Genomic DNA, 22521 nt, shown 5'->3' with positions numbered 1-22521 from the left:
ACAAAAGCATAACGGGGCGGTGATTCGGGAATGTGTACTCTCTGCCACGTCTGAGTTACTGAGGCAGGGTTCACGATCGGAAAACAGCATTGGGCAGGAGATTCCTTTATCGTTAGCGGTCGGCCATCTGCACCACCTGGCGGATTGCGTCGACAACCGCCATGGCATGCTGACGATGGGTAACGAGGGTGACGTGATCGGCCCCTTCCACGGTGAGGTGGATGCTGCGCGAAGAGAGGGCGGCGAGCTCCGACTGCAGCTCATGGGAACCGGGAAGCACATCCTTTCCCGCACTGACCACTGCCAGCGGCCTGTCGCCGAGTCGTCCGGTGCTCCGGACCTCGGCGCATACGGCATCCCAGGCAAGGGACTCGTCGCGGGTGGTTTTCAGATGGGTGTAGGAAGAGAGGAACGCCTCCGCCTCCGCGGCATGACGCTCGGGCAATCCCACGGCCCAGGAGCTGAAAAAACCAGTCATGCGGACATACCCGAGCCCTGCCAGAAGGGGGACGCTTCTCAGCATCCGAAAACCGGAACGCATGTGCCGGCGGATTGCCGGGCTCCTTTTGTGCTGATCCGGGTGGGCGGCATCAATCAGCACCATCCCGGCCACATCCGCGGGATACTGATCGGCAAAATAACGCATGAACATACCCCCCATTGAGTGGCCGACCAGCACATAGGGGCCCTCAACGTCTCCGTCATGGAGCAGTGCGCGGAGTCGCCGGGCCACGGTGAGCGCCGTCCGGGGGAGATCGTCGGGGGCGCTCCAGCCGAGACCGGCCCGGTCATAGGAGACGACCCGGGCGAATTTGGCAACTTCGGGCTGAATCCATCCCCAGGCGGAAGACATCCCCCCCAGCCCTGTTTCGAGAACAACAGTGGGCGCACCGCGTCGGTCGGTCGCGTGGAAATGCACGTCGGTGCCGTCGATCTTCAGGAGCCTTCCGGGAGGTGGATACCTGCGCCGGTCAAGGGCCGTGGCAACGGCCTGGTAGAGGCAGCCGACACCGGTCAGGCAGGGAAGCAACGCGGAAACCATACGGCCATATCCCCTTATGCCCGGGGCGATATTCAGTATCTTGCGAGCCGCGTAGAGCAGCTCATCCCCATGGACACGCATCGGCGGCGCTGACAGTCTGGCCATGGCTCACCTCCGGAGACGCCGGGGGCTTCGGGTTCGTGGACGGAAGCATTCGGTTGCGAACGGGTTACGGCGCCTCTCAGATGTAACAGGTATCAGAGGTCGAGCGATTAGCAAGGGGAGAGCGAAAATTGTAACAATTGAAAGCGAAACCTCACGGCTCTGAGGCCTTGGCGATGTCCAGGAGAAGGGCCGCGGTCGCCCGGCAGACCTGAACCGCAAAATCGAGGTTCAGAGTCTCCAGGGTGTCGCTCGGCTGGTGGTAGTGGGGATTGCGGAAATTCGTGGTATCGGTCAGCATGATGGCTTTGTAGCCGTGGTCCCAGAACGGCGCATGGTCGGAGCGGCGCGAATCGGGCAGAAGCCCGCCGTTTCCGGGGACAACCAGGGGCACCCAGGGGAGCCCGGCTTCACGACTCCCGACTGCCTGCCCGAAACGGTCCACCATGTCCCGGGACGCTTCGTTGCCGATCACCCCGATGAAATTCCCCGTAGCGGGAACCGTGAACGGAATGCCCGCGGGAGTTCGCTGAACAACGGCGTCGCCGGCATAGGCCACCGATTCCAGCACCACCGCTCCCTCGATCTCCCACCCCTCCCTTCGCGCATGGGCCGCCAGTGCCCTGCTGCCACGGGTTCCCAAGTCCCGGGGGTTGTGCTCATCTTCGTTTTCTTCAAGGGTTACGGCCACAAACTGCAGGCAACGCTCGAACCTGAGGGGCTTCAGGATGGCGGCGAGTTCCAGGAGTACTGCCACGCCGCTGGCATTATCATCGGCCCCGGGCGTGGTGGAGATCGTGTCGTAGTGGGCAACCACCAGCAGCCGCCGGCCCGATTTGCTCCCCCCGGCATGGGTAGCGATGATATTGGCGAACTCGCGACCGCCGTCCATGAAGAGATGATCCGCCACCGGGTAGCCGAGGGAGCCGAAGGTTTCCCGGATGTATCCGGCTGCCCGCTCCAGGGCTTCGGGCGCTGCCAAGGGATGGCGGACTCCTTCGAGAGCCCTGATGTGATCGCGGATGCGGTCCGAGGTAATGCCGCTCAACAGCCCTTCGTCATGCTCGCGCACTTCTCTTCTCCCTCCCTCTGCCATCCCGACTTCATTCCGCCGGACGGCGTTTAACCCGCTTCAGGCCGGCATTTTGCCAGTAGCCACAGATATAACAATGTATGCCGCAGGCGTCGGAATGGGTCAAGAGGGTGAATTCAGCCAGATGAATGCCGACCGTTGCTTTGCATTTGGGACATTTCATGGTTCATCTCCTTGAATGGACAAAGAAAAACCCACAGAGACTATCCCCGCGGGTTCTTTGTACTTACGTAATTACATACTGGCATCAGTGTGCGGGGCCATCGCCTTCACCCTGCTGAGTGCGCATCGCCGACTTGTGCTGCTCGATGGCCTCCATCTCCCTCACCTTCTCCCCCAGCCAGTGATGAAGTTCGCGGGCGGTCTGATGGTTGAGCACAATGCCCGAGGGGACAAAGCGCACGAGACTCTGGGCGAAGTCGTCGGGCTCGACAGCGGTCTCCGCACCGACCGTGCCGTTGGGGTTGATTTCGTGAGTGATCTCGTTGGGGAGCGGCGGACGCTCCAGATAGAAATTGACCACCAGGTCGCCGCGAGGCGATACGCCGCCATGGGCGCCGTTCACGTAGGCCGGGTTGTAATCGTAAGTGAAGATGTACTTGAAGGTAACTTGCGGTTTGTCCGACACGGGTGTTCTCCTTGCAGGGTGGAATTATAACTCAGTCCGGCCGATGTCCGGCCAGCAGCCAGCCGACAACCTAGCATGGCATCATGACAGACAGGAGTATTCTGCGTTACTTTTTTGCCTCATCCGCCCTGCCTGCAAGCATGCGGCCCGCCCCTGCAATCCGGTTCACGTCCCGATATATATCAGCAAATTGTTAGTCTATTGCCATGAAACCGACATAACCACAAGGCATAGTCACATCACGGGAATACCCGCAGCCAAAAACAAGGAGGAACGGATTCAATGACAGGCAATCGTAAAGCGCTCGCTGCAGCACTGGCGGTAACCGTGATTACCGCCGGCAACGCCCTTGCCGCCGAGAAGTGGATGACCGGCGACTTCCACCAGCATACCTACTTCACCGACGGCAGCTACACCATGAACGACCTGGATGCCCCCGGCGTACCCGCGGCGGCGGCCAGAACCGCTCCCTGGAAAAAAGGGGTCATGCCCCAGGGGTTCCGCTTCGGCCTCGACTTCCAGGCGAACTCCGAGCATGGCGGAGTCCGGAACCGGGACGGATTCGGCAACAAGTGGACGACATTTGCTTCCCTCCCCTCCGTCGGTGATCCCAACCCGGCAGCGGCGCCGGCCAACATGTGGCGCTGGCAGTCCCTGCTTCGCACCTCTGACATCCCGGGCTACACAGGCCCGACCTACATGGGGGCCTACGACTGGCTCCTCGGAATCCGCGCCAACTACCCCGACAAGCTCGCCATGACCGGCATGGAGTGGAACCCGCCGGGGCATGAGCACAGCAGCACCGGCATCGCTGCCGCCGACGCCCGCCCCATCGCCGAGTTCGAATACCGCTTCGACAAGTCCGATTCCGACGGCACCGCCACTACCGCCACGGCCGATACCATGGGGTGGCAAGGAAAGCTCCAGAACAGCGCATACACGGCCCCCGACTACTCCGCAGTCCTGGCGCTGAACGCCCTCCACAATAAGACCATCGACGCGGTCAGGTGGATGCAGGCAAACTATCCGGCCACCAGCTGGATTATCCCGGCCCACGTGGAACGGGCCGGCTGCGGCGTCAACGCTTGGTCCATCGCCGCATTTCGCGACATGAACGACAACGGCCCCACCGTGGCCTTCGGCTTTGAGGGAATCCCCGGCCACGAAAAGGCCGGCAACCGCGGCGAGTTCGGCACCGGCGCCTGTGGGGGCGGCACCTATGGCGGAGCCGGCAAATACATTGCGGAAGTCGGCGGGCTCTGGGATAACCTGCTGGCCGACGGCAGGAATTTCTTCAACTTTGCCAGCTCCGATTTCCATAACGACGCCGGCGCCGATTTCTGGCCGGGCGAGTATCTCAAGACCCACATAAAGGTGAAAGATTTGAATGATGACGGCATCTACTCCCAGGAAGAGGTTGTCGCCGGTCTGCGGTCGGGTAACGCGTATTCCGTCCATGGAGACCTGATCAACGAGCTCGACTTCAGGGTCTTCCACGGGGCCGCTCCAGCCGCAAAAGCCGCTTATGGCTACAACAACGCCACCATGGGCGAAACCCTCCCCGTCGACAAGGGAGACAAGATCACTGTCAAAATCCGTTTCAAAACACCGGCAACCAACAATTGCCAGGCCGGCGTCAATGCCTCTGCCGACTACCAGTGCAAGGCCCCGTCGGTGCACCACGTCCAGCTGATCCAGGGACGGATCAACCCGACCAGGGCAAGCAAGCTGATGGCTGACAATGTGACCCCGAACCCCGCATTCAATGCCATCGACACCACCGTGGCCGGCGTGGTCAAGACCTTCGACGCCGCTTCCTGGAGCACCGACGCTGAAGGGTACACCACCATGACCTTCACCGTGCCGGCGGTCGAGAACGACATGTTCTTCCGCATTCGCGGCACCAATCTCGGCTATGACGTGAAAAAGATGGACCCGACCGGCACCAAGGTCGTTTACGGCACCGACGCCGCCGGCAACCCGCTGCTCAACACCCCCGGCACCAACACTGCCGACATGGCCTGGGACGATCTCTGGTTCTACAGCAACCCGATCTTCGTCAAGGCGCAGTAGAAGCTATTCGGAAAATGGTAGTAAGAGGCATCTGCCAACGAAAAAACCCGAATCGGGATTTCCCGGTCCGGGTTTTTTCGTAGCAATACAGACAACTGTTGCACAAAAATCACATCGATAACACATGGTCATGCTAGCCTTACCGTATGGACATAACAATTTCAGGCCATAATCAGTGTCAGACCGTCAGAACCCCGAACACCAATCTGTTCTACTGCAGGATTGAGGCTGGATCACCACCGACCTGCACCCATGCCATACTGTTCGGCGACGACTTCCTCTGCCTTCACCCCTGCAATCATCTCTACGCCCGTTGAGCATCCCTCACGGCTTCAGATGACGGGGGCAGTTTTCGCACTTCCGGCATGATTTTGACTTGCCGTGGAGACCATACTGGCGAAACACGGAACAGTACATGGCGATCACCTCCTGAAACAACCGGTATCGTGAAACTCTCTACTATTCCCGCATCCTGACATCCATAAAGCCGACTCCACCCTGGCCCCCAAGTCACGTATTAACGCACCCCGGCACATTCGCTGCTCTCCTCCCCCGCCACCCTCCCGAACCAGAGGACAAGCTCAAGCAGGGCATTGGCCACCGCCTGCACGGTGTAACGGGTCGGCTTGTCGGCGCTGTCTTCGTCGATGGCATGGATGCCGTCGGAGGAGACCCGGTAGACCAGCTCCGAGAAGCGGTAGAGGGGCGAGCGGTAGTGGAGGAATACCTCCCCCTGAATCTGCTGCCTCCGCATGTCGAAGTTCCCCTTCAGGTGCTCCAGAATGGCGGCCACGTTCACGCTCTTGAGGGGTTGGTCGCCATGCTCGTAGTAGATGAACCGGCGCGGCACCATGTCGGGGCGGTGGCGGTGGAGAACGATGTAGAGCTTCTCCTGGATGCTCCGCAGGTTGGCCAGATTCCCCCGGATGCGGGCAGGAGTGACGTCATCCATGGTCCCCAGGCAGTCGATGAGCGCCTGGCGGGTATCGGCCCCAAGGTACGTGTCCACCACCCGGAAGACATCCGGATAGCGCCCGGCAACTTTCACCCACTCAAGCTCCAGTGCCCGTTGCCGAAGGTGTGCGAACATGGCTGACTCGTCGCGCCCCTTTTTGTAGACCTGCCAGATGCCGGCAAAATCCTTCACGTAGCGGTCGAAGAGCGCCTGAACGCCGGTCAGGGCCACCACCGGGAGATGGGGGGCCTTTTCGGTGAAATACTTGGTGGCGGCGATGATGAAGCTGGAATCGGGGGTTGCATCGTCGCGGCGCTTATAGCACTCCACGTCGAGGATTACCCCGCAGATGCCGGCCCCATCGACACCTTCGACCACCACCTTCCCTTCCTCCAGGCTTCCCGCGTGCAGAAGCCGTATCCCGGCCCTTCGGGCGTCGCGGAAAAGGGCGTCCACGTACCGCTCGTCATCATCGATAATCAGCATGGTGAGCGCAATGCCGCATCCCTCGCTCATGTCACCCGCCTCCTCGGCAATGTCATCCTGAAGCGTACCGGATCATTCCCCAGCTTGCTGAACGTGCCGTTGTGGATTTCAATGAATTTGGCAACCCAGGCGCCCCCGAGCCCCTTGCCCGGACTCCCCTTCCCCTTGGTCCCGAAGGCGAGAAAGTCCCTTGTCCTCATCCCTTCGGGGAAAGGTATGCCGTTGTTTTCATAATCTATAACGATCTCCTTCACCGTCCGCGAAATGGAAAATCTCACCCAGAGCCCCTCATCACGCTGGAAGCCAGGGGGGAAACCGTGGACCTCGGCGTTACGGATGAGGTTTTTCACCGCCTGCACAAAGGAAGGACGATGGAGCCGTACGGTATTCACGCCGTTGAATTCGGTCCGGAGAGAGAAGCGGGGGTGGGGAAAGAGCGGGATGATTTCCCGGGCGAAAAGCTCGCGCAGGTCCACCTCTTCAAAATCACGATCCTCGATCCTGTTGCCGAAAAGATCCTCCGTGGTGTCCAGGATCTCGCGTATCTGCCGCAGCCCCAGTTCCGTCGCCGCAAGGGCGTCCTCCACCCGCTCGGCGCTGCCGTCGCGACGGGTGCCGATGACATCGCCCGTCAGGCTGCGGCGCTCCAGGTGATCGTGCAGATCCCGCAACGGCGCCAGCGCCATCTGGATGGTGGGGTTCACGCTATGGGCTATGTGACGCAGGATCGTGAAACCGGTCTCCTGGCGCTCCGCGGAAAGGGTGGAGCGGCGCCGCAGCAGACGGCGCTCCAGGAGCCAGTCGAGAAGGGCACCAAGGGTGATGAGGAGCACCACCGGCACCGTGCCCAAGGGAAGGAGAAACGGAGTCGGCTCGAAGAAGTTGATACCGATGATGGCGAGACACAGAATGAGATTGAGAACCACCGCAGCCGCCATGGAGCGGATGTGCGTGCAGATGAGTGCCGCGGCAGCGACGACGGCCACGAAGGAGGCGATAGTGGGAAGGAGCGGCATCGGCATGAGACGCCGCTCCATCAGCATGAGCTTCACGGTCAGCAACAGCCGGATGAAGAAGTCGAGAACTGCGTCAAAAACCCCGGTCTGCCCCAGAAAGAAGACCGAAAAGGCAATGAGGAGGCCGCTCAGGAAGTTGGCGCCGAAGACGCGGCGGCGGTTTGTATAGAGGGCCTCGTAGCGGCGGCCGAGCCACGCCGTGAACTTCCGGCGGTCAAAGAGAGGCCGCGACCGCCGTCCGGGGCGAAAGCCCGGGACGGCGGCGCGGTCCAGCATGGAGCGCCATTTCATCAGTGCGGTGGACACTCGCGAGAAGATTAGAACTTGCCGTTGAGGTTGAATTGGAAGACATCCACGTCGAAGGGGCCGGGCTTGGCACGCGTATCGGTTATCTGGTTGGCAGTCAGCCACTTGGTGGAGAGCCAGAAGTTCTTGAGTATCCCCACATCCCCGCCGAGAATCCACCCTTTTGCGTTGGTGCCGCCCAGATGGAAATCCGAATCGGTAAACCCATCGTAGACCGCATCGGCGCCCAGTTTCTTGTAAAAGAGGTAACTCTTCCACTCCCACGGCTTCGTGACGGTCTGGTGGCCTACCGCGAGACCGACCTGGTATCCGGTGGAATCGTCCTTCACCAGATTGTCGCCGGTCAGCTTCTGGGCCTCGTCCAGGTCAAAGCCGAGGTTCTTCACGTAATCGCCCATGAAGACGAAATGAATCGGGTCCCAGAAGCCGAAATCCACGGCGGCGGTGACGTTGAGTTCCTTGAAGTTGGAGGCCAGACCGGTGGGTAAGCTGGATCCTGGTATTAAGTCTCTGTTGATGTCAAAGAAGGTATTTCCCTTTTGGGCATAAGTAATTGCGCTGGCGTTTTGCTCTCCATCAATCTTGCTTAACTTGCCCTTGAGATTTTCATAACTATAGTAAGCTACTCCAAGCTTGGCTGAAATATCCTCCCCATGCCTGAACTCCATCCCACCCTGAACCCCCCAGAGCCATTTATCGCGCTGGGAGAGCTCGATCTCTTGCACCGGGAAAATTCCGGCTGTTAGGAATCCGCCGAATGAATCTGTGAACTGTCCTGCATAGGTAGCTGCGATCCCCTCAAAATTGAGGTCAGGGTCCCAGACCAAATCCGTAGAGAACCACGGGCTTGGCATACGTCCTCCCCAGAGGGCCATTCCACCAGTCGGTTTCCACTGCAAGTAGGCAAGATCCAGCACAAAGCCATGTTTGTTGAAGTTATTCCCCAGGGTGTCATTGGTTGATACCGGATCTCTATCGTTGCCTGTTGCAAGCTTGAGGACCGCTTCAACTTCATCATTCACCTTCGCATTTATGCCCAATCGGGCACGAATGCGAACCCTCTGACGATCTACAGTAGTATTTATCAATTCATCCTTTACTGGATTGTTGTACGTTCCTGCATTCCCCTTGGCAAAATAATCCCCCTGGTACCGCAGCCGGATATCACCCGAGAACTTGAAGCGGTTGAGCCACTCGGGCAGCTTGGCGAACTTGTCGCCCAGCTTGTCCACTTTCGTCATCTCCTCGGTCACCCGCCGGTCGATGCTCTCGCCTACCCCCCTGTTGACTTCGTCGATCATGGCGCCGGTAAGCTGGTCGGTTTCTGCCTTTGCCCGGTAGCGTGCCATGAGGCTGGACGACTCTTCCCTGCTCACGAGGCCGATTCCGCGGGCCGCGGCGACCATTTCCGCCACCTCTTGCTCCGATTTGGTGGAGCGCCGGTACTCGATGGCGGTTCCCGCGAAGATATCAGCGGTCTCTTTCCGCTCTACTGCCGGCACCGGGGAATCCAGTTTCCCCTTGGCCTCCTTCCGGATTTCATAGAGCCGTTCCTTGAGGGCCAGGCTTTCCTCGGTGCTGATGATCCCCTGGTCGTTCATGGCGCCGATCAGGTCGGAGGCTTCCGCGAAGGTCAACTTCACCTGCTCCGCCGCACCGGCTTCGGCCGTTACGACGGGCTCGGGCGGCGCTTCGGGCTGTTTTTTCTCCTCGCCGGCAATGCGCCGTTCAAGGGTGCCGGCCTCCTCTTCCGAAATGACCCCCTTCTCCCTGAGGAGCTTTATGAGCTCGCCGATCCCGGCCATTTTGGCGGCAACGGGCGGCGTCTCCACCGCGAGGGCCGGCGCGGCGGCCATGAGGGTGACAAGTGCTGCCGCGCTGGTCAGGCGGGTGATGGTACGTTTCATTACAAAGCCTCCGTTCATTGTTCAGTTAAAATAAGTAGAGTTGTCCCTATCCCAGGGACGATATCTTGATGGTCATGGTCCGGGGCATATCCGCAGGGGGGGCCTCGCTGATCCGGATCAAGCCGAGGGACTTGCGCACCGCCTCATCCATACGGGTATCGCCCGATGAACCGACAATGTGATGATCCACCACCACCCCCCTCGCATCGAGGGTCAGCTTGACCACGGCCTGGAGTTTACCCTTGGGGAACCCGCCGTTGTCGTTCAGAAGCGACTTCACCTTGCCCCGGATCTCGTCCTGCACCTTTTTCGTGTACCAGCCGTACCTGGCAAGGAGCGACAGCCGGTTCATGCCGCCTCCGCCGCCCCCCCCGCCGCCGAGGGTTATGGCGCGGCCGCCTTTCTTCCCCACGAGGCCGAAACCGTCGGAGCCAGCCCCCCCCTCGCCGTCGACCCCCAGATCGCTCCCGGCGGCAGGACCGTCGTCCGGCGCCTGACTCGCCTGCTGGGGAGAATCGGGCTGGGCCATGGTGGGGGTCTCAATCTGCTGCGGTTTTGGCATCTCCTTGGGGGGCTCCGGCTCGGGGGGCTTCTCCTTGGGCTGTTCGGGCGGCTTCACGAGTGATACCGTGGTAATCTTGTTCTTCCGGGGGCCGCCGGTATCGGTCAGCATCACCTTGGCCACGAAGCCGATGCCGCCGATGATGACAAGCACCACCGCTGCCGGGACGAAAAAATTCTTCAGCTGGGGCTTTTTCTTCTTGTGCGTTGCCATTGGTTTTCCTCCGCTACTTCACCAGTTTCTGGGTCACGAGCCCCAACTGGCTGATTTCCAGCTTGGAGAGGAGATCGAGCACCTCCACGATGCTCTTGTACTCGACCTTCTCGTCACCGCGCACCACCACCGGCAGGTTCGGATCGCTGGCCTTTGCCTGGCGCAAATAGGTTTCAAGCTCCGCCAAAGTCACCGGCACGCTGTCCAGATAGATGGTCCCCTCGGAGGCGACGGTGATCGCCTTGGTGCTCGGCTTGATCTTCCCGGCGGCCGCGCTCGCCTTGGGGAGGTTCACGTTGATCCCCTGGACCGACGCCGTCACCACGATCATAAACACCACCAGGAGGTTCCAGGCCAGGTCCAGGAGCGGTACGACGTTTATTTCGACTGTTTCATCCATGTCATCGGACGGCGCTTTCATGCTCTTTCTCCGTAGACGCCCTCGACCTTCACCGCGTATTCGTCGATGAAGACGTGGGTGTCGGCGTTCAGGTTCTTCATCCGGTTGGTCAGGTAGCTGTAGGCAAAGAGTGCGGGAATGGCCACGAAGAGGCCGAAGAGGGTGCAGGCCAGGGCCGAGGCGACCCCCGGGGCGATGGCCGTGAGGTTCGCCTCACCCGATTCGGCAAGGCTCGCGAAGGTGTTCATGACCCCCCAGACCGTGCCGAGCAGCCCCCAGAACGGCCCGCCGGAGGTGCCGAGCGTCATGACGATGAGCCAGGAGGAGAGGTTCTGCTTTTCCTTGACATTGGCCTTGTCGAGGGACGACCGGAAGATATTGAGGGCAGAGGGAGAAAGGCTGCTTATCTCCTTATCCGCGCTCTGGCGGGCGAGCCACCGCTCGATCTCGATCTTCCCGGCCTGGTAGATCCGGTACATGGACGAATGCTTCAGATCATCGTCCGTGTCTTCAAGGGCCAGGGGGTCGTGAAGCTCGCCGAAGCTTTCGAGGAACGTTTCGTTCCCCTTGACAATCTTCTGCAGGGCCAGAAATTTATAGACAAAGACCCCGGCGGCCAGGAAAAGCATGAAGGTACAGAGGCCGATGATGGCCCAGCCGTCCAGGGTGATGCTCTTGGCAATGACCTTCATCAGATGGATGGTGAGATCGGCCTCTCCCTTGCCCCCTGCCTCTTCCTGGGCCAGCGACACCAGTTTCCCCTCCTGCCCCTGGCTTCCGGCAGCGGCGGCAAACCACGAGGCCGAGCGGGCCACACTGGCCAGGGTCACCTCATCCATCTCGCCGGCAAAGAAGTTACCCCCCTGGGCGCCGCCGCCGATGGATGCCTCGCCAGCCGGCGCGGGCATGGAGGCCGGCATGGCCACCGCTGTGGCCTCACGGCCGTCGAGGTAAATCACCAGACGCTTGCCTGGCTCGGCGGCCACGGCAAGGTGGTGCCATCCCTGGGGAGCCAGGGGCTGGGTCCGGCCCGTAACGGCCTGCCCCACCCGGGCAAAGGCCGCGCCACTCTGGTCCAGACCGACGACGATGCCCTGGGCGCCGTCACCCCATGAGAAGAGATGGGCCTCCCCCTGAAGCTGGGCCGGCTTCACCCAGGCAGAAAAGGTGAAGCCCTTGGGGAACGAAAGCGACGGCGACGCCGGAACCACGATCCGCTCCGCCCCCTTGAATGTTGCGCCGCCGCCGATCAGGGCCGGCGCGCCGAGCCCGCCGGCAAACTCCTTCGCGTGATTCTTATACGAAGAGGAATCCTGGGGCGCACCTTGGGTCTCGCTGAAATGGTAGACCAGTGCCTGGGGGGTATCGTAGGTGCCGCCGACGTCCTGGGCCGCCTGGACCCCACTGTTGCCGTAGTACACCCAGATCGTGTTCTGGCCCGAGTTGGGCGCCACCTGGGGCACCTTCACCCAGGCAAGGGCGATCTCCTTCTTCGCGTCGTACATCTCGAAGTGGAACTTGAGGGGTGTCTTGTCGTCGCCGCTCACGAAGCGGACGTCGGAACCGTCGGGCTTCGCGGTGGTGAAGCTGAAGTTCCCCGTGTGGAGCCGGACCAGCACCGCCGCATCGGCAACCGCCTCCTTCACTTCCGCTCCCTGGGCCGTCGTGTTGATGGTGATCTTGCGCCGCTGCTGCCATTTCTCGTCCCACCACGCCTCGGCCCGCACGGCGGCCACCGTCATCACCAGCGCCGCTGCAGCCAGCGTCAGCCGCGTAAGGCGTCCCATCATCCTGCTGTTCATCATGCTCCTCCGTTCAGGTGTGCTCATCACATCTCCTGCTTTTTCTTGTCTTTTTCGTTGCCATCTTCCGAATCGAAGCCGATTACCTTCACGTCGAGCCATGAGGTGACGAACGTTTCATCCTTTTTGATCAATGACTGGCTCGATTTTTCCTTATCTGTGCCGCCAACGGCTTTTTCCGCCTGTTTGGTACTTTCGGTGAGACTGCTTGAGCCGCTCAGGCTACCAAGGCTGACGGCGGAGGACGAGACAGGGACTCCTGTCACTGCTCCGGTCAGGGACTTGATGTTTCCGGCGTTCAGAACGGCATTGGCAAGAACGGCGACACGACCACCGGAAACCCCTGCCTCGCCGGCATCGAAGACACCGTTGGGGGCCATGGCGTAAATGCCTCCCGGCGGCGGGGCATCGTCACCGTATGTTACGGTACGCATGCCGCTCCCCAGGGCAGGTGGGGTGAACACCAGCTGGTAACCGGTGATAGTTCCGTCCGCATCCTTTATCGGAGAAATCCGTGGGGGCTTGGCGCTGATGGCGGTCCGCGAGCCGCGACCGGCATTGATGTCGCCCTCATCGGACCAGACAGTGATATCTCCTCCCCGGAACGTCATGAGGCGTGACTCATTCACGTTCACATCACCGACCGCAAAAATGTTCGCGTTCCCCCCATTGGAGGTGTAGACGCCGGTATTGTCGGTGTTGTTTGATTTTGCCGTTCTCCCCACATTCAGGTCTCCGCCGGCAAACGCCGAAACATTTCCTCCAGCGCTCGTGCTGATCTCGGAGAACGCCATGTCGACATTGCCGCCACCCCCTGTGGAGCGGTTGCCCGTGAACGGGACAATGACCTTCTCCCTGACAGCGGCAACAATCTCCTGCTGGCCGGCATCTCGCAACTGCCAGAGAAGATCGTAGTACTTCTTGCCGGCATCGTATTTTTGGCGATCGAAGAAGATTTCATCCTTGTCCATGTAAGGATCGACGAGAAATGCTCTTTCAGCCTCCTGTAGTATGCCGCTACGCTCCGTCAGTTTTGTCTGGGCAAGGAGTGCCGCATACTTCAGCAGCGTGAAATAGTTGTCTTCATCGCCGGGTGGGATGGTAGCCGTCAAACCGGCTGTTACCAGGATGTCTGCTCCCTTGCTGGCCAGTGCCGGATTCTCGGCATTGCCGTTGGCCTGAATACCGCGGCTGTTGCCCAGGTTGATATCGTGCCCCGCCCGGACCACAAAGCGCCCCGGTCCGGCCACATCGAATCCGGTGCCGGTCTTGATGTCGGCGCCATTCAGCGAGCGCCGCTCCTGCATCACGATGTCGCGTCCGGCGCTGATCTCGGTAACGTCCCCGCTGTAGGTGACCACGCCGTTCCCGTCGGTCTCCCTGCCGCGAAGGTTTTGCCCCTTGAAGGAAACGTTGCTGATGTCACGGTCGGCGTTCAGCATCGCAGGTTTCGGCAGAATGAAATCCAGGTTCCGGATATCACCACCGGCAGCAGCAACCTGAATTTTCGTGCTGTCGTTCCTGTGCACCGGCACTGCGGCATGGAGGGCGGCGTTTCTCAGGGCCTTGACCCGTTCGAAGAGACTGACGGTGCTCGGGCCGTAGTAATCGTCGGGGGACTGGTCCGTCATGAGGATGCGTGCCTTCACACCGCTGCGTGGGTCAACGGGCGAGCCGTCGATGGAGCCGCCGGCATTCAGGACAAGATTTCCGGTGCGCGACGGAGCCAGATACATGTCGCTGTAGAGCCGAATGTCGCCGGCAGCCGTCATCTCAACCGTGCCGGGGAGGATCTTCTCCAGGTTACGACGGTTCGAGTCGTTGTCGTAGTTGGTGTATGCGCCGGTGCCATAAAAGGAGACGTTGCCAGTGCGGGACGCGAGATTCACCGCCGCGTTCTCGCCATAGGAGAGGTTCCATTTGCCGAAGGCCTTGTTGCTGAGGGTAGGGTTGTTGACGGTACCCAGCTCCACGTCACCCTGGGCCTTAACGTTGAATCTGCCGTCGAAGAGCTCCAGCACCGTCTCGGGCGGATTGTCCGTCAGCTTGGCGGCATCGGCCGGCGGTGCGCCGAAGTTGCCGGCGGCAGTGAGGCTTCCTTCACCCTCCTTCACAAGGAAGCGTCCCTTCAGGTCGCCACCGCTGGTGATCGTCAGGTTCCCCTTGCCGAAAGTCCCCATCTGTCCAGTCACGCCGCCGCCAGCGGCCGCGGTGACGTCGCCGCCACCCATGGCGGCAATTCCCTCGGTCTGGGGAGTGGTGGCACTACCGGTATAGTTTGCGGCCCATAGTTTAGGGATGAGATCCCGTGTAGCCAAATCGCTATTCTGATAGGCGTTGTCCCAGGACTTGTCCTTGGCGATTGTCCCCTCCACCGTCTTGCCGGTCCGGATGGCAATATCGCCGCCGCCGGCGAAATTCCAGTAATCGAAGAAGCCCGGCTGGGTGCCGTCCGCGTTGATGCTCCCCTGGTATTGGCCCGTGGTCCTTATGGCCCCCTTGTTGACCAGGCTCTCGGCAATGTCGATGCCGATGTTCCCCACCGCCGACTGGATGGCCGTTCCCCCCTCAAGGGAAAGGTTCCGTCCCACATTCCCCCGGATATTCCCGGTGTAGGTGGCAAGGTTGTATTTCAAGTTGAAGTTGGTCATGTAGCTGGGGATGCTCTTCACCCCCTTGGCGATAACCGTATCGCGGCCCGAGGCGAAATCCACGGCTCCTGTCTCGCTGTAGACCAGCGAACCATCGGTGGTGAGCTTCAGGTCACCGGTCCCCCGCTTCACCGCCAACGGATTGGTGCCGGCCCGGTCGGAGCCCGCCGCCATCCTGACGCCCCACGATGGGGCGGCGGTGGAGCTGTGGAGTGTTCTGAGGCTTGCCGTCGGGTGATCGACGATCTTCTTCTCGAGAACCAGATCCTTCTCCGCCTTCAGGGTCAGGTAGCCGGGCTGGCCATTGTAGCGCCAGGTGCTCAGGTCCAGATCGTTCTTCATGGTCATGGTGCCGGTGCTTCGGACCTCCACATCGGGGCGGTACTGGAAGGCAGATTTGGCGTCGTTATCCATGGCACCGACGAGGCGGGTGCGGATGGCGGCGGCATTGGCCATCACTTTATCGGCCTCGGTCTTCCACGAGGTGGTATCGGTGGCCGTCACCTGCTTGTCTCCGGTGTATTCCTTTACGGCAACACCGGCGGCGACGATCTCCCGCGCCCCCCTCACCTGCCCGCCGACATCGATGTTCACGTCACGTTTTGCGGCGTCGTACTGGCCTCGCAGAAGAACCGTCCCCCCCTGGCCGCCGTTGCCGGAAACGTCCACCGTAGCGCCTGATGCGACCGGCACCTTTCCGGGCACAGTGCCGGCGGCAATCTCCGCGGCGCTCCTGGCGGCGCTGCCAAGAATCACGTCACCACCCGATGCGCCGGCGCCGGTCCCCTTCGCCGTTACCGAGCCACCGGAAGCCACTGTTACATTCCTGCCGGCGAAAAGCTCCACCCGCCCGCCACCCGTGGCATGGGAGGCATCCACGGTGCCGTTCACCAACACGTCGCCGCTGTCGGCAGAGACCTGCACCGAACGGGCTGAGAGAGTCTTGCCGGAGGCAACCTTCACGTCGCCCGTGCGGATTCTGGCGCTGACCGCTTCGGTGAAGCCCCCTGCCGTTGCCGTGTCGATAACGGTGCCGAAATCGGCGACCGAACCGGCGTCCATGGCGAGCGAACCGCCCCGGCCGGGGCTCTGGGCGGCCCCCTTGACGGTCCCCTCAAGCACGACCTGCCCCTTCTCCGCCGTCAGGGATACGCTCCCCGCATCCCCCTGGGCACCGGCGGAAACGTCTACCAGCGCGCCACTCTCAATCCGCACGTCTTTCGCATCGGCCTTCAGGGCTACCATGCCGCCGGCAACGTCAGCGGTTCCCCGTGCCAGAATCTTCGCGCCATTCTCCAGCCTGATGCCGTCAGTGTCTCCCGCGCCGGTGGCGGTAATGGCAAGGCGGCCGCCGGCAACATCAATAGTGCCGCTCTGGCGCACCGATCTCCCTTCGATGGCGAGGGAGCCTTCCGGGGGAGGCGAAGCGGGACTCTCCACCGATGCCGCACCCTTGGCGATGGTCACTGCGCCCCCTCCCTTTACCGTAAAATCGGCGGCGGTATACGGCGTCATCCCGTCCCGCTGGTAGGCGGTCGTTACCCGACCGGCAGCGAGGGTGAGGTCGCCATCCGTGGCCATGCTCCCCTTGCCCCGGAACGTCACATCACCTTTGCTCTCAAGCTTCACCGAGGCCATGCCATCGAAACGGAGGTCACCGCCGGTCACTTTCTTTGCAGCGGCATCGTAGCGCGCCCCATCCACCGTAATCGTGTCTGCCGCCATGGTGAGGGAAGCTGTGTCTGCAAGCGAGGCATCCGTCGACTGGCTGCCGGTGTTGCGCAACGTCAGATTCCGGGCCGAGGCCGTTATTATGGGGGCGCTTCCCTCCACCCCTGAAGCGGTGATCCTCGGCGTATCGATAACCATGTCACCGGCTGCATTCAGGGTGCGGCTGCCGGTAAAGGCAACCGCCGACCGCCCTTTGATGACGATTTCTTCCGGGGCTTTGCCGGCACCGGAATCAGCGGCGCCAAAGGCCGTCCAGAGCTTCTCGGTAACATGGAATCCCTTTTCCGCGGGGACAGCGTCACCCTCGGTGAACTGGACGGTATCGGAGGCCAGGGTAAGCGTTCCTCCCCTGGCATCGATTCCGGCCTGCTTCTTGGCGTCGGTTTCCTGAAGCTCCAGGGTACGGGCATCGAGTGTCACCCCTGCCTCGCCCTTGACCGTTGAGCCGGCACCGAAAACCGCATCGCCGGTGGGCGTGACAATGGCGACAACACCGTCTCCGGCACTTTTCGTTGCAGAGAGATTCACATCCTCGCCGAGGATGACGGAGTTCTTCGCGGCCAGGGTAATGCCGCCGGCGGCGATGGAGCTGCCACTCTCGACCGTAACGGTGTCGGCCTTGATGGTGTCACCGAGCGTCATACGGCTGAACCCGCCGTTCAGGAAGTCCGCAGTCACGAAGAGCCGATCCCGGAGATTGTCGGGAAGGGCCTCAAGGGGGTTCCCCGCGCCGAAGCCGGCTGGCAGGGGAACCCGCGTCGACTGGACGTTGACGTTCCTGCCGCTCAGCTCCAGCGTTCCGCCCTGGTAGCCCGCAAGGGGGCGGGCCGAGACGTTCCCGTCGACGACGGTGCTGTTCCCCTTGAGCGCAAGGGAGCCGGCATCACCCGCCTCCAGGGAGGCAACGGTGAAGTTCCCCTCCCGGAGCACATCGGCTGCCCGCCTCACCTCGAAGCCGGTGAGTTTCGTAGTGCCGAGGGAGGTGGCATCCCTGGTGACGCTCCCGACGACAATGGTATGGTTGTCCCAGCTCTTCGTCCGTTCGCCGGGGTTCATGGCCTTGCCGGTGTCGGTCACGACCAGTGCTCCGGGAAGAAATGCATACTGCACGGGGAGCAGGGTGTAGTACCCAGCCGCCAGGAGGTCGCTCCCTTCCAGGTAGACCCGGTCTCCGGGGAGCGAGACCGAATTGTCGGGAAGAATCACGTAGCGGCCTGCCTTGCCGAGGGGATCGCTGCTCCCCTCGAGCCCCGGCTGAAACAGGTAGCCGTAAAGGGTGCCGCCGCCGGAGAGATCAAGGGCCGCACCGTCGCGGACGATGACCTCGTTTCCGGTGGCGCTTATCTCCTTGTCAGGAGCAGCAGTTATCTTGTTGCCGAGGAGTTTCGGATTATTCTTGTCCACCAGTTCCCAGTAGAGTTCGTGGACTTCCCCGAAGGGGACCATCCCCTCACCCTTGACGGTGGTGACACTTCCCTCGCCCAGATAAACCCGCCCCGTATCGGGGTTGGCCTCCAGCCTGATCGTGCCGGCCAGCGCGGCGAGAGTCCCCTGCTGGATAATGTTGCCTCCGGCTTGGAAGAGGAGCGCCCCCCCGGCCGAAGGAACCGGCAGGGTGCTCCGGACCGTCGCGGGGAGAATGGTGATGTCGCGCCCGGCTTTCACGGCGAAGTCCGACGGCACCATCCCCCGCGACGGATAGGCGGGGTCCAGATAGTGCATGGCCGGGTAGATCCGGTCGGCCGTGAGAGAGAGGTTACCCGGCACCACAAGGGAGCCGTGCCACTTCCAGTTGGAACCGTCCATGGAATAGGTCCGGTCGAAGAGGCGGATGTCGTTGCGGATGTCGGCGCTCACGCTGTCGAACCGCGAGAGGGCCACCGCCCCGTCCACATCGAGCCAGTCGGCGGTCAGGGTAAGAGTGCCGCTCCCTGCTGCAGCGGGGCGCACGGAGGGATCGTCGCCCACGAGGGTGTTGCGCAGCACCAGCCAGGGCGCCCTCAGGGCCACGGAACGACCATCGGCGCCGATCATCTCCGGCGCGTCGAGAAGGATCTTCCTGCCGGCAATCAGGTTCATTTCGTCCAGGAAGGTGAGGGATTTCTTGCTGGTGAATGAAAATGAATCGAAGCCGTCGGCGGCGAGCCGCACAAGTTCTTCTCCGCGGAGCGACAGCCCCTGCTCGATGCTCTGGGAAAGGAGCGAGAAGGAGCCCCCCCGCAGACCGGGCAGAAACGCGGCGGACCGGAAGTCGGTGCCAAGGAGGTTTTCGGGCTGCACCGGGTCGGAGTAGACGAGTTGAACCTCACCCGGCGCGCCGGCAACGGTCCGGGTGATGACGGCGCCCCTGCCGGTCCTGGCGTAGCTGGTGGCGGGCGCGGAACCTGACACGTCGATAATGGCGCCCGGCATCAGATTCAGGCTCACCCCTTCGATCCTCACGGTACCGGCATCGTAAGCCGTATACCCCCGGGGAACATTGGGAACCAGCGGCTTCAGGTCGATTTTCAGGTAGGCGGACGCCAGGACGCGGGCCGTGGGTCTCAGGATGACGGAACGGGACTTGGCTGTCAGGGTGATCTTTCCGGCAGGTGCCGAGAGAGTTCCCGCCACGTCCACTTCCGGTCCCGACACGGAGATTTCGCCGGCGTATGGGGTCTTGATCGTGGTATTCCGCGCGATGACGACCTTGGCGTCGTACACGCTGGGGACCACCTCCCGGTCGTTGCGGTCCAGGTTGACGCCGGCCGCCAATTTAACTTTCGACGGCCCCACAAGATCGTCGTTCACCGAACAGCTGACGACTCTGCTGCCACCGCGGGTAGAGGTGAATCGCTTTACAGCCGAAGGGGCCAGGTTTGCCCCTTCCGCCACGGTCAGGTTCCGCTCGGCCTTGTATTCGATGGAACTGAATCCGGAGCCGTCAAAGCGGTTGTCGTCGATGACGGTCTTTTTCAGGTCGGCGTTTTCGACTGCGGAGGGATCGGCGGCAACCACCACCTCGCCGGCGTGGACGCTGATGCTGCCACCCTTTTTCCCCACGAGGGAGTAACCGGAAATATCGCCATCGAGGCTGACCCGCTCCCCCTGCAGGGACACCGAACCGGCATCGCCTCCCGACACCTTGCCTTTTGAGTCAATCACATGACCGCCGCTCACATCAACGTTCGAACCGGCGGCCACATCCACACCATGACCCTTGGCGGTCCGGTCGAATATCTTTACCGTTCCCCCGTTGGTCCTTACGGCCTCCATCCCCTGGGTCTTCACCCTTACCGCCGGGCCGTTGTCCACCACCTCGCCGGCGGTGCTGATGGCGCTTCCCGCTGCGATGGTTATCCCTTCATCGGCTACCGTAACCGCCCGTGGGTTCGCTTTATCCCGGAGGGTCTTGAAGTTGGTGATGTTGTTCTGGGTCACCAGGTTCACCGTGCCGCCGGCAACAGCGATTTCACCCTGGTGAACGATCCCGCGGGCCGTCAGCGACAGCTCCCCGCCGGGCTGGAGCCGGACGGAAGCCCCCGTCTCGGTCCTGATGGTGGTGTTGGAGCTGACTCGCAGCGTCCCGATTCCCGAGTTATTGATGGTGCTTGCCGCCAGATGGGTGGCGTTGCGCTGTGCAGCAAGGTCGCTGTCGGCGGTGAAATCCTCCTGAAGAGATGGGACGTTTGCCGCGATAACCGTATCGCCCAGCACGGCATCTTCGGTATCGGGGGGTAGGTTAGTGGACTTCTGTCCGAACTCAACGGTGCCGGCAATGGGCATCTTCCGCCCCCGGCCCGACTGTTTGCCGGTTCCGTTCACCGGCTCGGCCTGCAGCGTCTGGAATACCCCCCGGGTGACCGAGCCCTTCATGGAGCCGTCCATCGCCATCCTGGGCGCCACCATGACGAGACTGCCGGCATCGGCACCTTCGGAGTGGGCAGCATGGAAGGATTCCTTGGTGATCTGGCCATCGTAAACCAGTTCCCGGGGAGCCGTGGCAATGTCGTATTCCTTCCCCTGGGAGGTGAGTCGGGTGGTGGAGTAGCTCCCTGCATCGTAGTTGGTCTTGCCGCCGGAGAAGTTCAGCTCCGCCCCCTCCCGGACGATGACATCTCCCGAGCGGGCCGATATCGAGATATCGCCACCGGTCACGCCTCGCTCAAGGGCCGTCTTCTCCCGTTTTCCCAGTTCGCCGGAAACATCGCCGATGCTCGCCCCCTGATGGGCGTCGATGGAGACGGTCTTCCCCTTGAGGAAACCGCTCTTCTGGGTGAACTCGTCCTTCAGGATCTCGGAGGTGTAGGTGAATTCGATCCGGTTCGCGTCGGCCGCGAGATTGACCTCGGTCCCGCTTACGTCAACCTTGGCGCCACTTGCCAGATAAACTCGTTCATCGGCTTCGAGAACCACGCTCCCCGACGGGGCCGAAACCGTTCCTTCCACATTGATCCGCTTCGCCGGCACACGCGAACTGTCCGGCGCCGTGTCCACCACCGGCATGAGACCCTTGAGCTGGATGTCGCCCCCCTTGAACTCGAAGGATTCATGGGCCGTTTCCGAGGAAGCGGAAACGGGGCTTTCCGTTCTGCTCCCCTTCCCCAATGAAATCGAGTCGGTGGCCAGAAGTTCGATGACGCCGTTCTTCTTGATGGCGGAAACAGCCCGTGCCGTGCCGTCCTGAACAACCTGACGGCCATACATGCCGATGACGCCGGAGTCGGCCGTCATTGCCCCTTCGGCCCGGTTGACGGCAACACCCGGATTGGCAGTAACCTTAACCAGATACCGCCGCTTGCCACTCTCGTCGGGGGCAAGCTCCACCTCGTCGCCGGCCGCGAGGCCGATTTGACCCTCGGGCGAAACTACCTGCCCACGGTTCTCCGCCTGGGAGCCCATGAGGATCGCGACACCCTGCTTTTCAGTGGTTATTTGACCGTCGTTGGCCACGGCACTGGCCATGTAGGTCTGCATGGCCACATCAGGGGCATCCGGAGTCCCCTGCTGGTTGCTGAATTTCAGGAGGCTCTTATCGAAGTTCTCCCTTGTGATGTGGAGCGACGATGCAACGATGGAGTTGACATTGACCCGCGCATCCTTGCCGAAGAGAATTCCGTTGCGGTTGATGAGGTAAATCTTTCCGTCGGCCTTGACGGTTCCGAAGATCTGGCTCGGGTTGGCATCCCAGATCCGGTTAAGTGCCGACCACTCCTTGTTCTGGTTGAACCGGACCGTGGCGTCCCGGCCGACGTTGAAGGAGTTCCAGTCGATGACCGCCTTGTCGGCGCTCTGGTTCACGGTAAGGAGATTGCCGGTTGTGTCGACCGCGGCATTGGCCAGAACCCCGCCAGGCTTGAGTTGCGGCAGGGTCGTGGCCGTGGGGGGGATGAGATTGGACAGGACCCGGGGAATACCCGAACTCTGGACGGCAGCGGTCCGGGGAACGCCCGTTGTCTGCGATGCTGCGCGCGGCACTCCCTGGGCGCTGGCCAGCACCGGCGACAGCGCGGTGGTCGTCGCCATGAAGAGGGCGATGGATCTGGTTTCGATTGAATGTTTCCTGCTCATATCC

At 61.7% G+C, this 22521-nt stretch carries 12 protein-coding genes; 1 reads left to right on the top strand and 11 read right to left on the bottom strand.

Annotation, left to right across the window (positions count from 1 at the left end; genetic code table 11):
• Positions 1-112: 112 nt before the first annotated feature.
• From KJB29_RS16010 to KJB29_RS15995, 4 genes are all read right to left on the bottom strand, one after another.
• On the bottom strand, positions 113-1147 hold the full coding sequence (locus KJB29_RS16010; protein ID WP_215735396.1) for an alpha/beta fold hydrolase: 1035 nt from the start codon (positions 1145-1147) through the stop codon (positions 113-115).
• A 151-nt stretch (positions 1148-1298) separates the two neighbouring features.
• Positions 1299-2216 carry a M28 family peptidase gene (locus KJB29_RS16005; protein ID WP_215735395.1) on the bottom strand — a complete coding sequence of 306 codons (918 nt, stop codon included), beginning with the start codon at positions 2214-2216 and terminating at the stop codon, positions 1299-1301.
• A gap of 31 nt (positions 2217-2247) precedes the next feature.
• Positions 2248-2400, bottom strand: a complete 153-nt coding sequence (locus KJB29_RS16000) for a hypothetical protein (RefSeq protein WP_004511603.1) — start codon at positions 2398-2400, stop codon at positions 2248-2250.
• A gap of 84 nt (positions 2401-2484) precedes the next feature.
• Positions 2485-2865, bottom strand: a complete 381-nt coding sequence (locus KJB29_RS15995) for a hypothetical protein (protein WP_004511604.1) — start codon at positions 2863-2865, stop codon at positions 2485-2487.
• A gap of 282 nt (positions 2866-3147) precedes the next feature.
• Here KJB29_RS15995 and KJB29_RS15990 point away from each other — a divergent pair, with 282 nt between their 5' ends.
• Positions 3148-4938 carry a hypothetical protein gene (locus KJB29_RS15990; RefSeq protein WP_215735394.1) on the top strand — a complete coding sequence of 597 codons (1791 nt, stop codon included), beginning with the start codon at positions 3148-3150 and terminating at the stop codon, positions 4936-4938.
• A gap of 517 nt (positions 4939-5455) precedes the next feature.
• Here KJB29_RS15990 and KJB29_RS15985 read toward each other — a convergent pair.
• The 7 genes from KJB29_RS15985 to KJB29_RS15955 are packed head-to-tail and all read right to left on the bottom strand — an operon-like array spanning position 5456 to position 22517.
• On the bottom strand, positions 5456-6409 hold the full coding sequence (locus tag KJB29_RS15985; RefSeq protein WP_215735393.1) for a hypothetical protein: 954 nt from the start codon (positions 6407-6409) through the stop codon (positions 5456-5458).
• Complete coding sequence (locus tag KJB29_RS15980; RefSeq protein ID WP_215735392.1) at positions 6406-7686, bottom strand: sensor histidine kinase; 1281 nt, start codon at positions 7684-7686, stop codon at positions 6406-6408. The genes KJB29_RS15985 and KJB29_RS15980 overlap by 4 nt, the downstream gene beginning before the upstream one ends.
• A gap of 26 nt (positions 7687-7712) precedes the next feature.
• Positions 7713-9608 (bottom strand): putative porin, encoded by a 1896-nt coding sequence (locus KJB29_RS15975; RefSeq protein ID WP_215735391.1) that lies wholly within the window; start codon positions 9606-9608, stop codon positions 7713-7715.
• Positions 9609-9654: 46 nt separating this feature from the next.
• Positions 9655-10383: a TonB C-terminal domain-containing protein gene (locus KJB29_RS15970; protein WP_215735390.1), complete on the bottom strand. Its 729-nt coding sequence runs from the start codon at positions 10381-10383 to the stop codon at positions 9655-9657.
• Positions 10384-10396: 13 nt separating this feature from the next.
• Positions 10397-10804, bottom strand: a complete 408-nt coding sequence (locus tag KJB29_RS15965) for an ExbD/TolR family protein (protein WP_215735389.1) — start codon at positions 10802-10804, stop codon at positions 10397-10399.
• Positions 10801-12612, bottom strand: coding sequence for a DUF2341 domain-containing protein (locus tag KJB29_RS15960; RefSeq protein ID WP_215735388.1), 1812 nt, complete (start codon positions 12610-12612; stop codon positions 10801-10803). Before KJB29_RS15960 ends, KJB29_RS15965 begins: the two co-directional genes overlap by 4 nt.
• Positions 12612-22517 (bottom strand): filamentous haemagglutinin family protein, encoded by a 9906-nt coding sequence (locus tag KJB29_RS15955; protein WP_215735387.1) that lies wholly within the window; start codon positions 22515-22517, stop codon positions 12612-12614. The genes KJB29_RS15960 and KJB29_RS15955 overlap by 1 nt, the downstream gene beginning before the upstream one ends.
• Between the last annotated feature and the right edge of the window lie 4 nt (positions 22518-22521).

The sequence above is a fragment of the Geobacter grbiciae genome (genome assembly GCF_018531165.1).
Classification (GTDB): domain Bacteria; phylum Desulfobacterota; class Desulfuromonadia; order Geobacterales; family Geobacteraceae; genus Geobacter; species Geobacter metallireducens.
This window is presented reverse-complemented; position numbering and strand designations above follow the sequence as displayed.

Excerpts from the sequence above, each read along its gene's own strand:
- KJB29_RS16010 (WP_215735396.1), bottom strand. The coding sequence starts at position 1,147 with ATGGCCAGACTGTCAGCGCCGCCGATGCGTGTCCATGGGGATGAGCTG.
- KJB29_RS16000 (WP_004511603.1), bottom strand. The coding sequence starts at position 2,400 with ATGAAATGTCCCAAATGCAAAGCAACGGTCGGCATTCATCTGGCTGAA.
- KJB29_RS15990 (WP_215735394.1), top strand. The coding sequence starts at position 3,148 with ATGACAGGCAATCGTAAAGCGCTCGCTGCAGCACTGGCGGTAACCGTG.
- KJB29_RS15985 (WP_215735393.1), bottom strand. The coding sequence starts at position 6,409 with ATGAGCGAGGGATGCGGCATTGCGCTCACCATGCTGATTATCGATGAT.
- KJB29_RS15980 (WP_215735392.1), bottom strand. The coding sequence starts at position 7,686 with ATGAAATGGCGCTCCATGCTGGACCGCGCCGCCGTCCCGGGCTTTCGC.
- KJB29_RS15975 (WP_215735391.1), bottom strand. The coding sequence starts at position 9,608 with ATGAAACGTACCATCACCCGCCTGACCAGCGCGGCAGCACTTGTCACC.
- KJB29_RS15970 (WP_215735390.1), bottom strand. The coding sequence starts at position 10,383 with ATGGCAACGCACAAGAAGAAAAAGCCCCAGCTGAAGAATTTTTTCGTC.
- KJB29_RS15965 (WP_215735389.1), bottom strand. The coding sequence starts at position 10,804 with ATGAAAGCGCCGTCCGATGACATGGATGAAACAGTCGAAATAAACGTC.
- KJB29_RS15960 (WP_215735388.1), bottom strand. The coding sequence starts at position 12,612 with ATGAGCACACCTGAACGGAGGAGCATGATGAACAGCAGGATGATGGGA.
- KJB29_RS15955 (WP_215735387.1), bottom strand. The coding sequence starts at position 22,517 with ATGAGCAGGAAACATTCAATCGAAACCAGATCCATCGCCCTCTTCATG.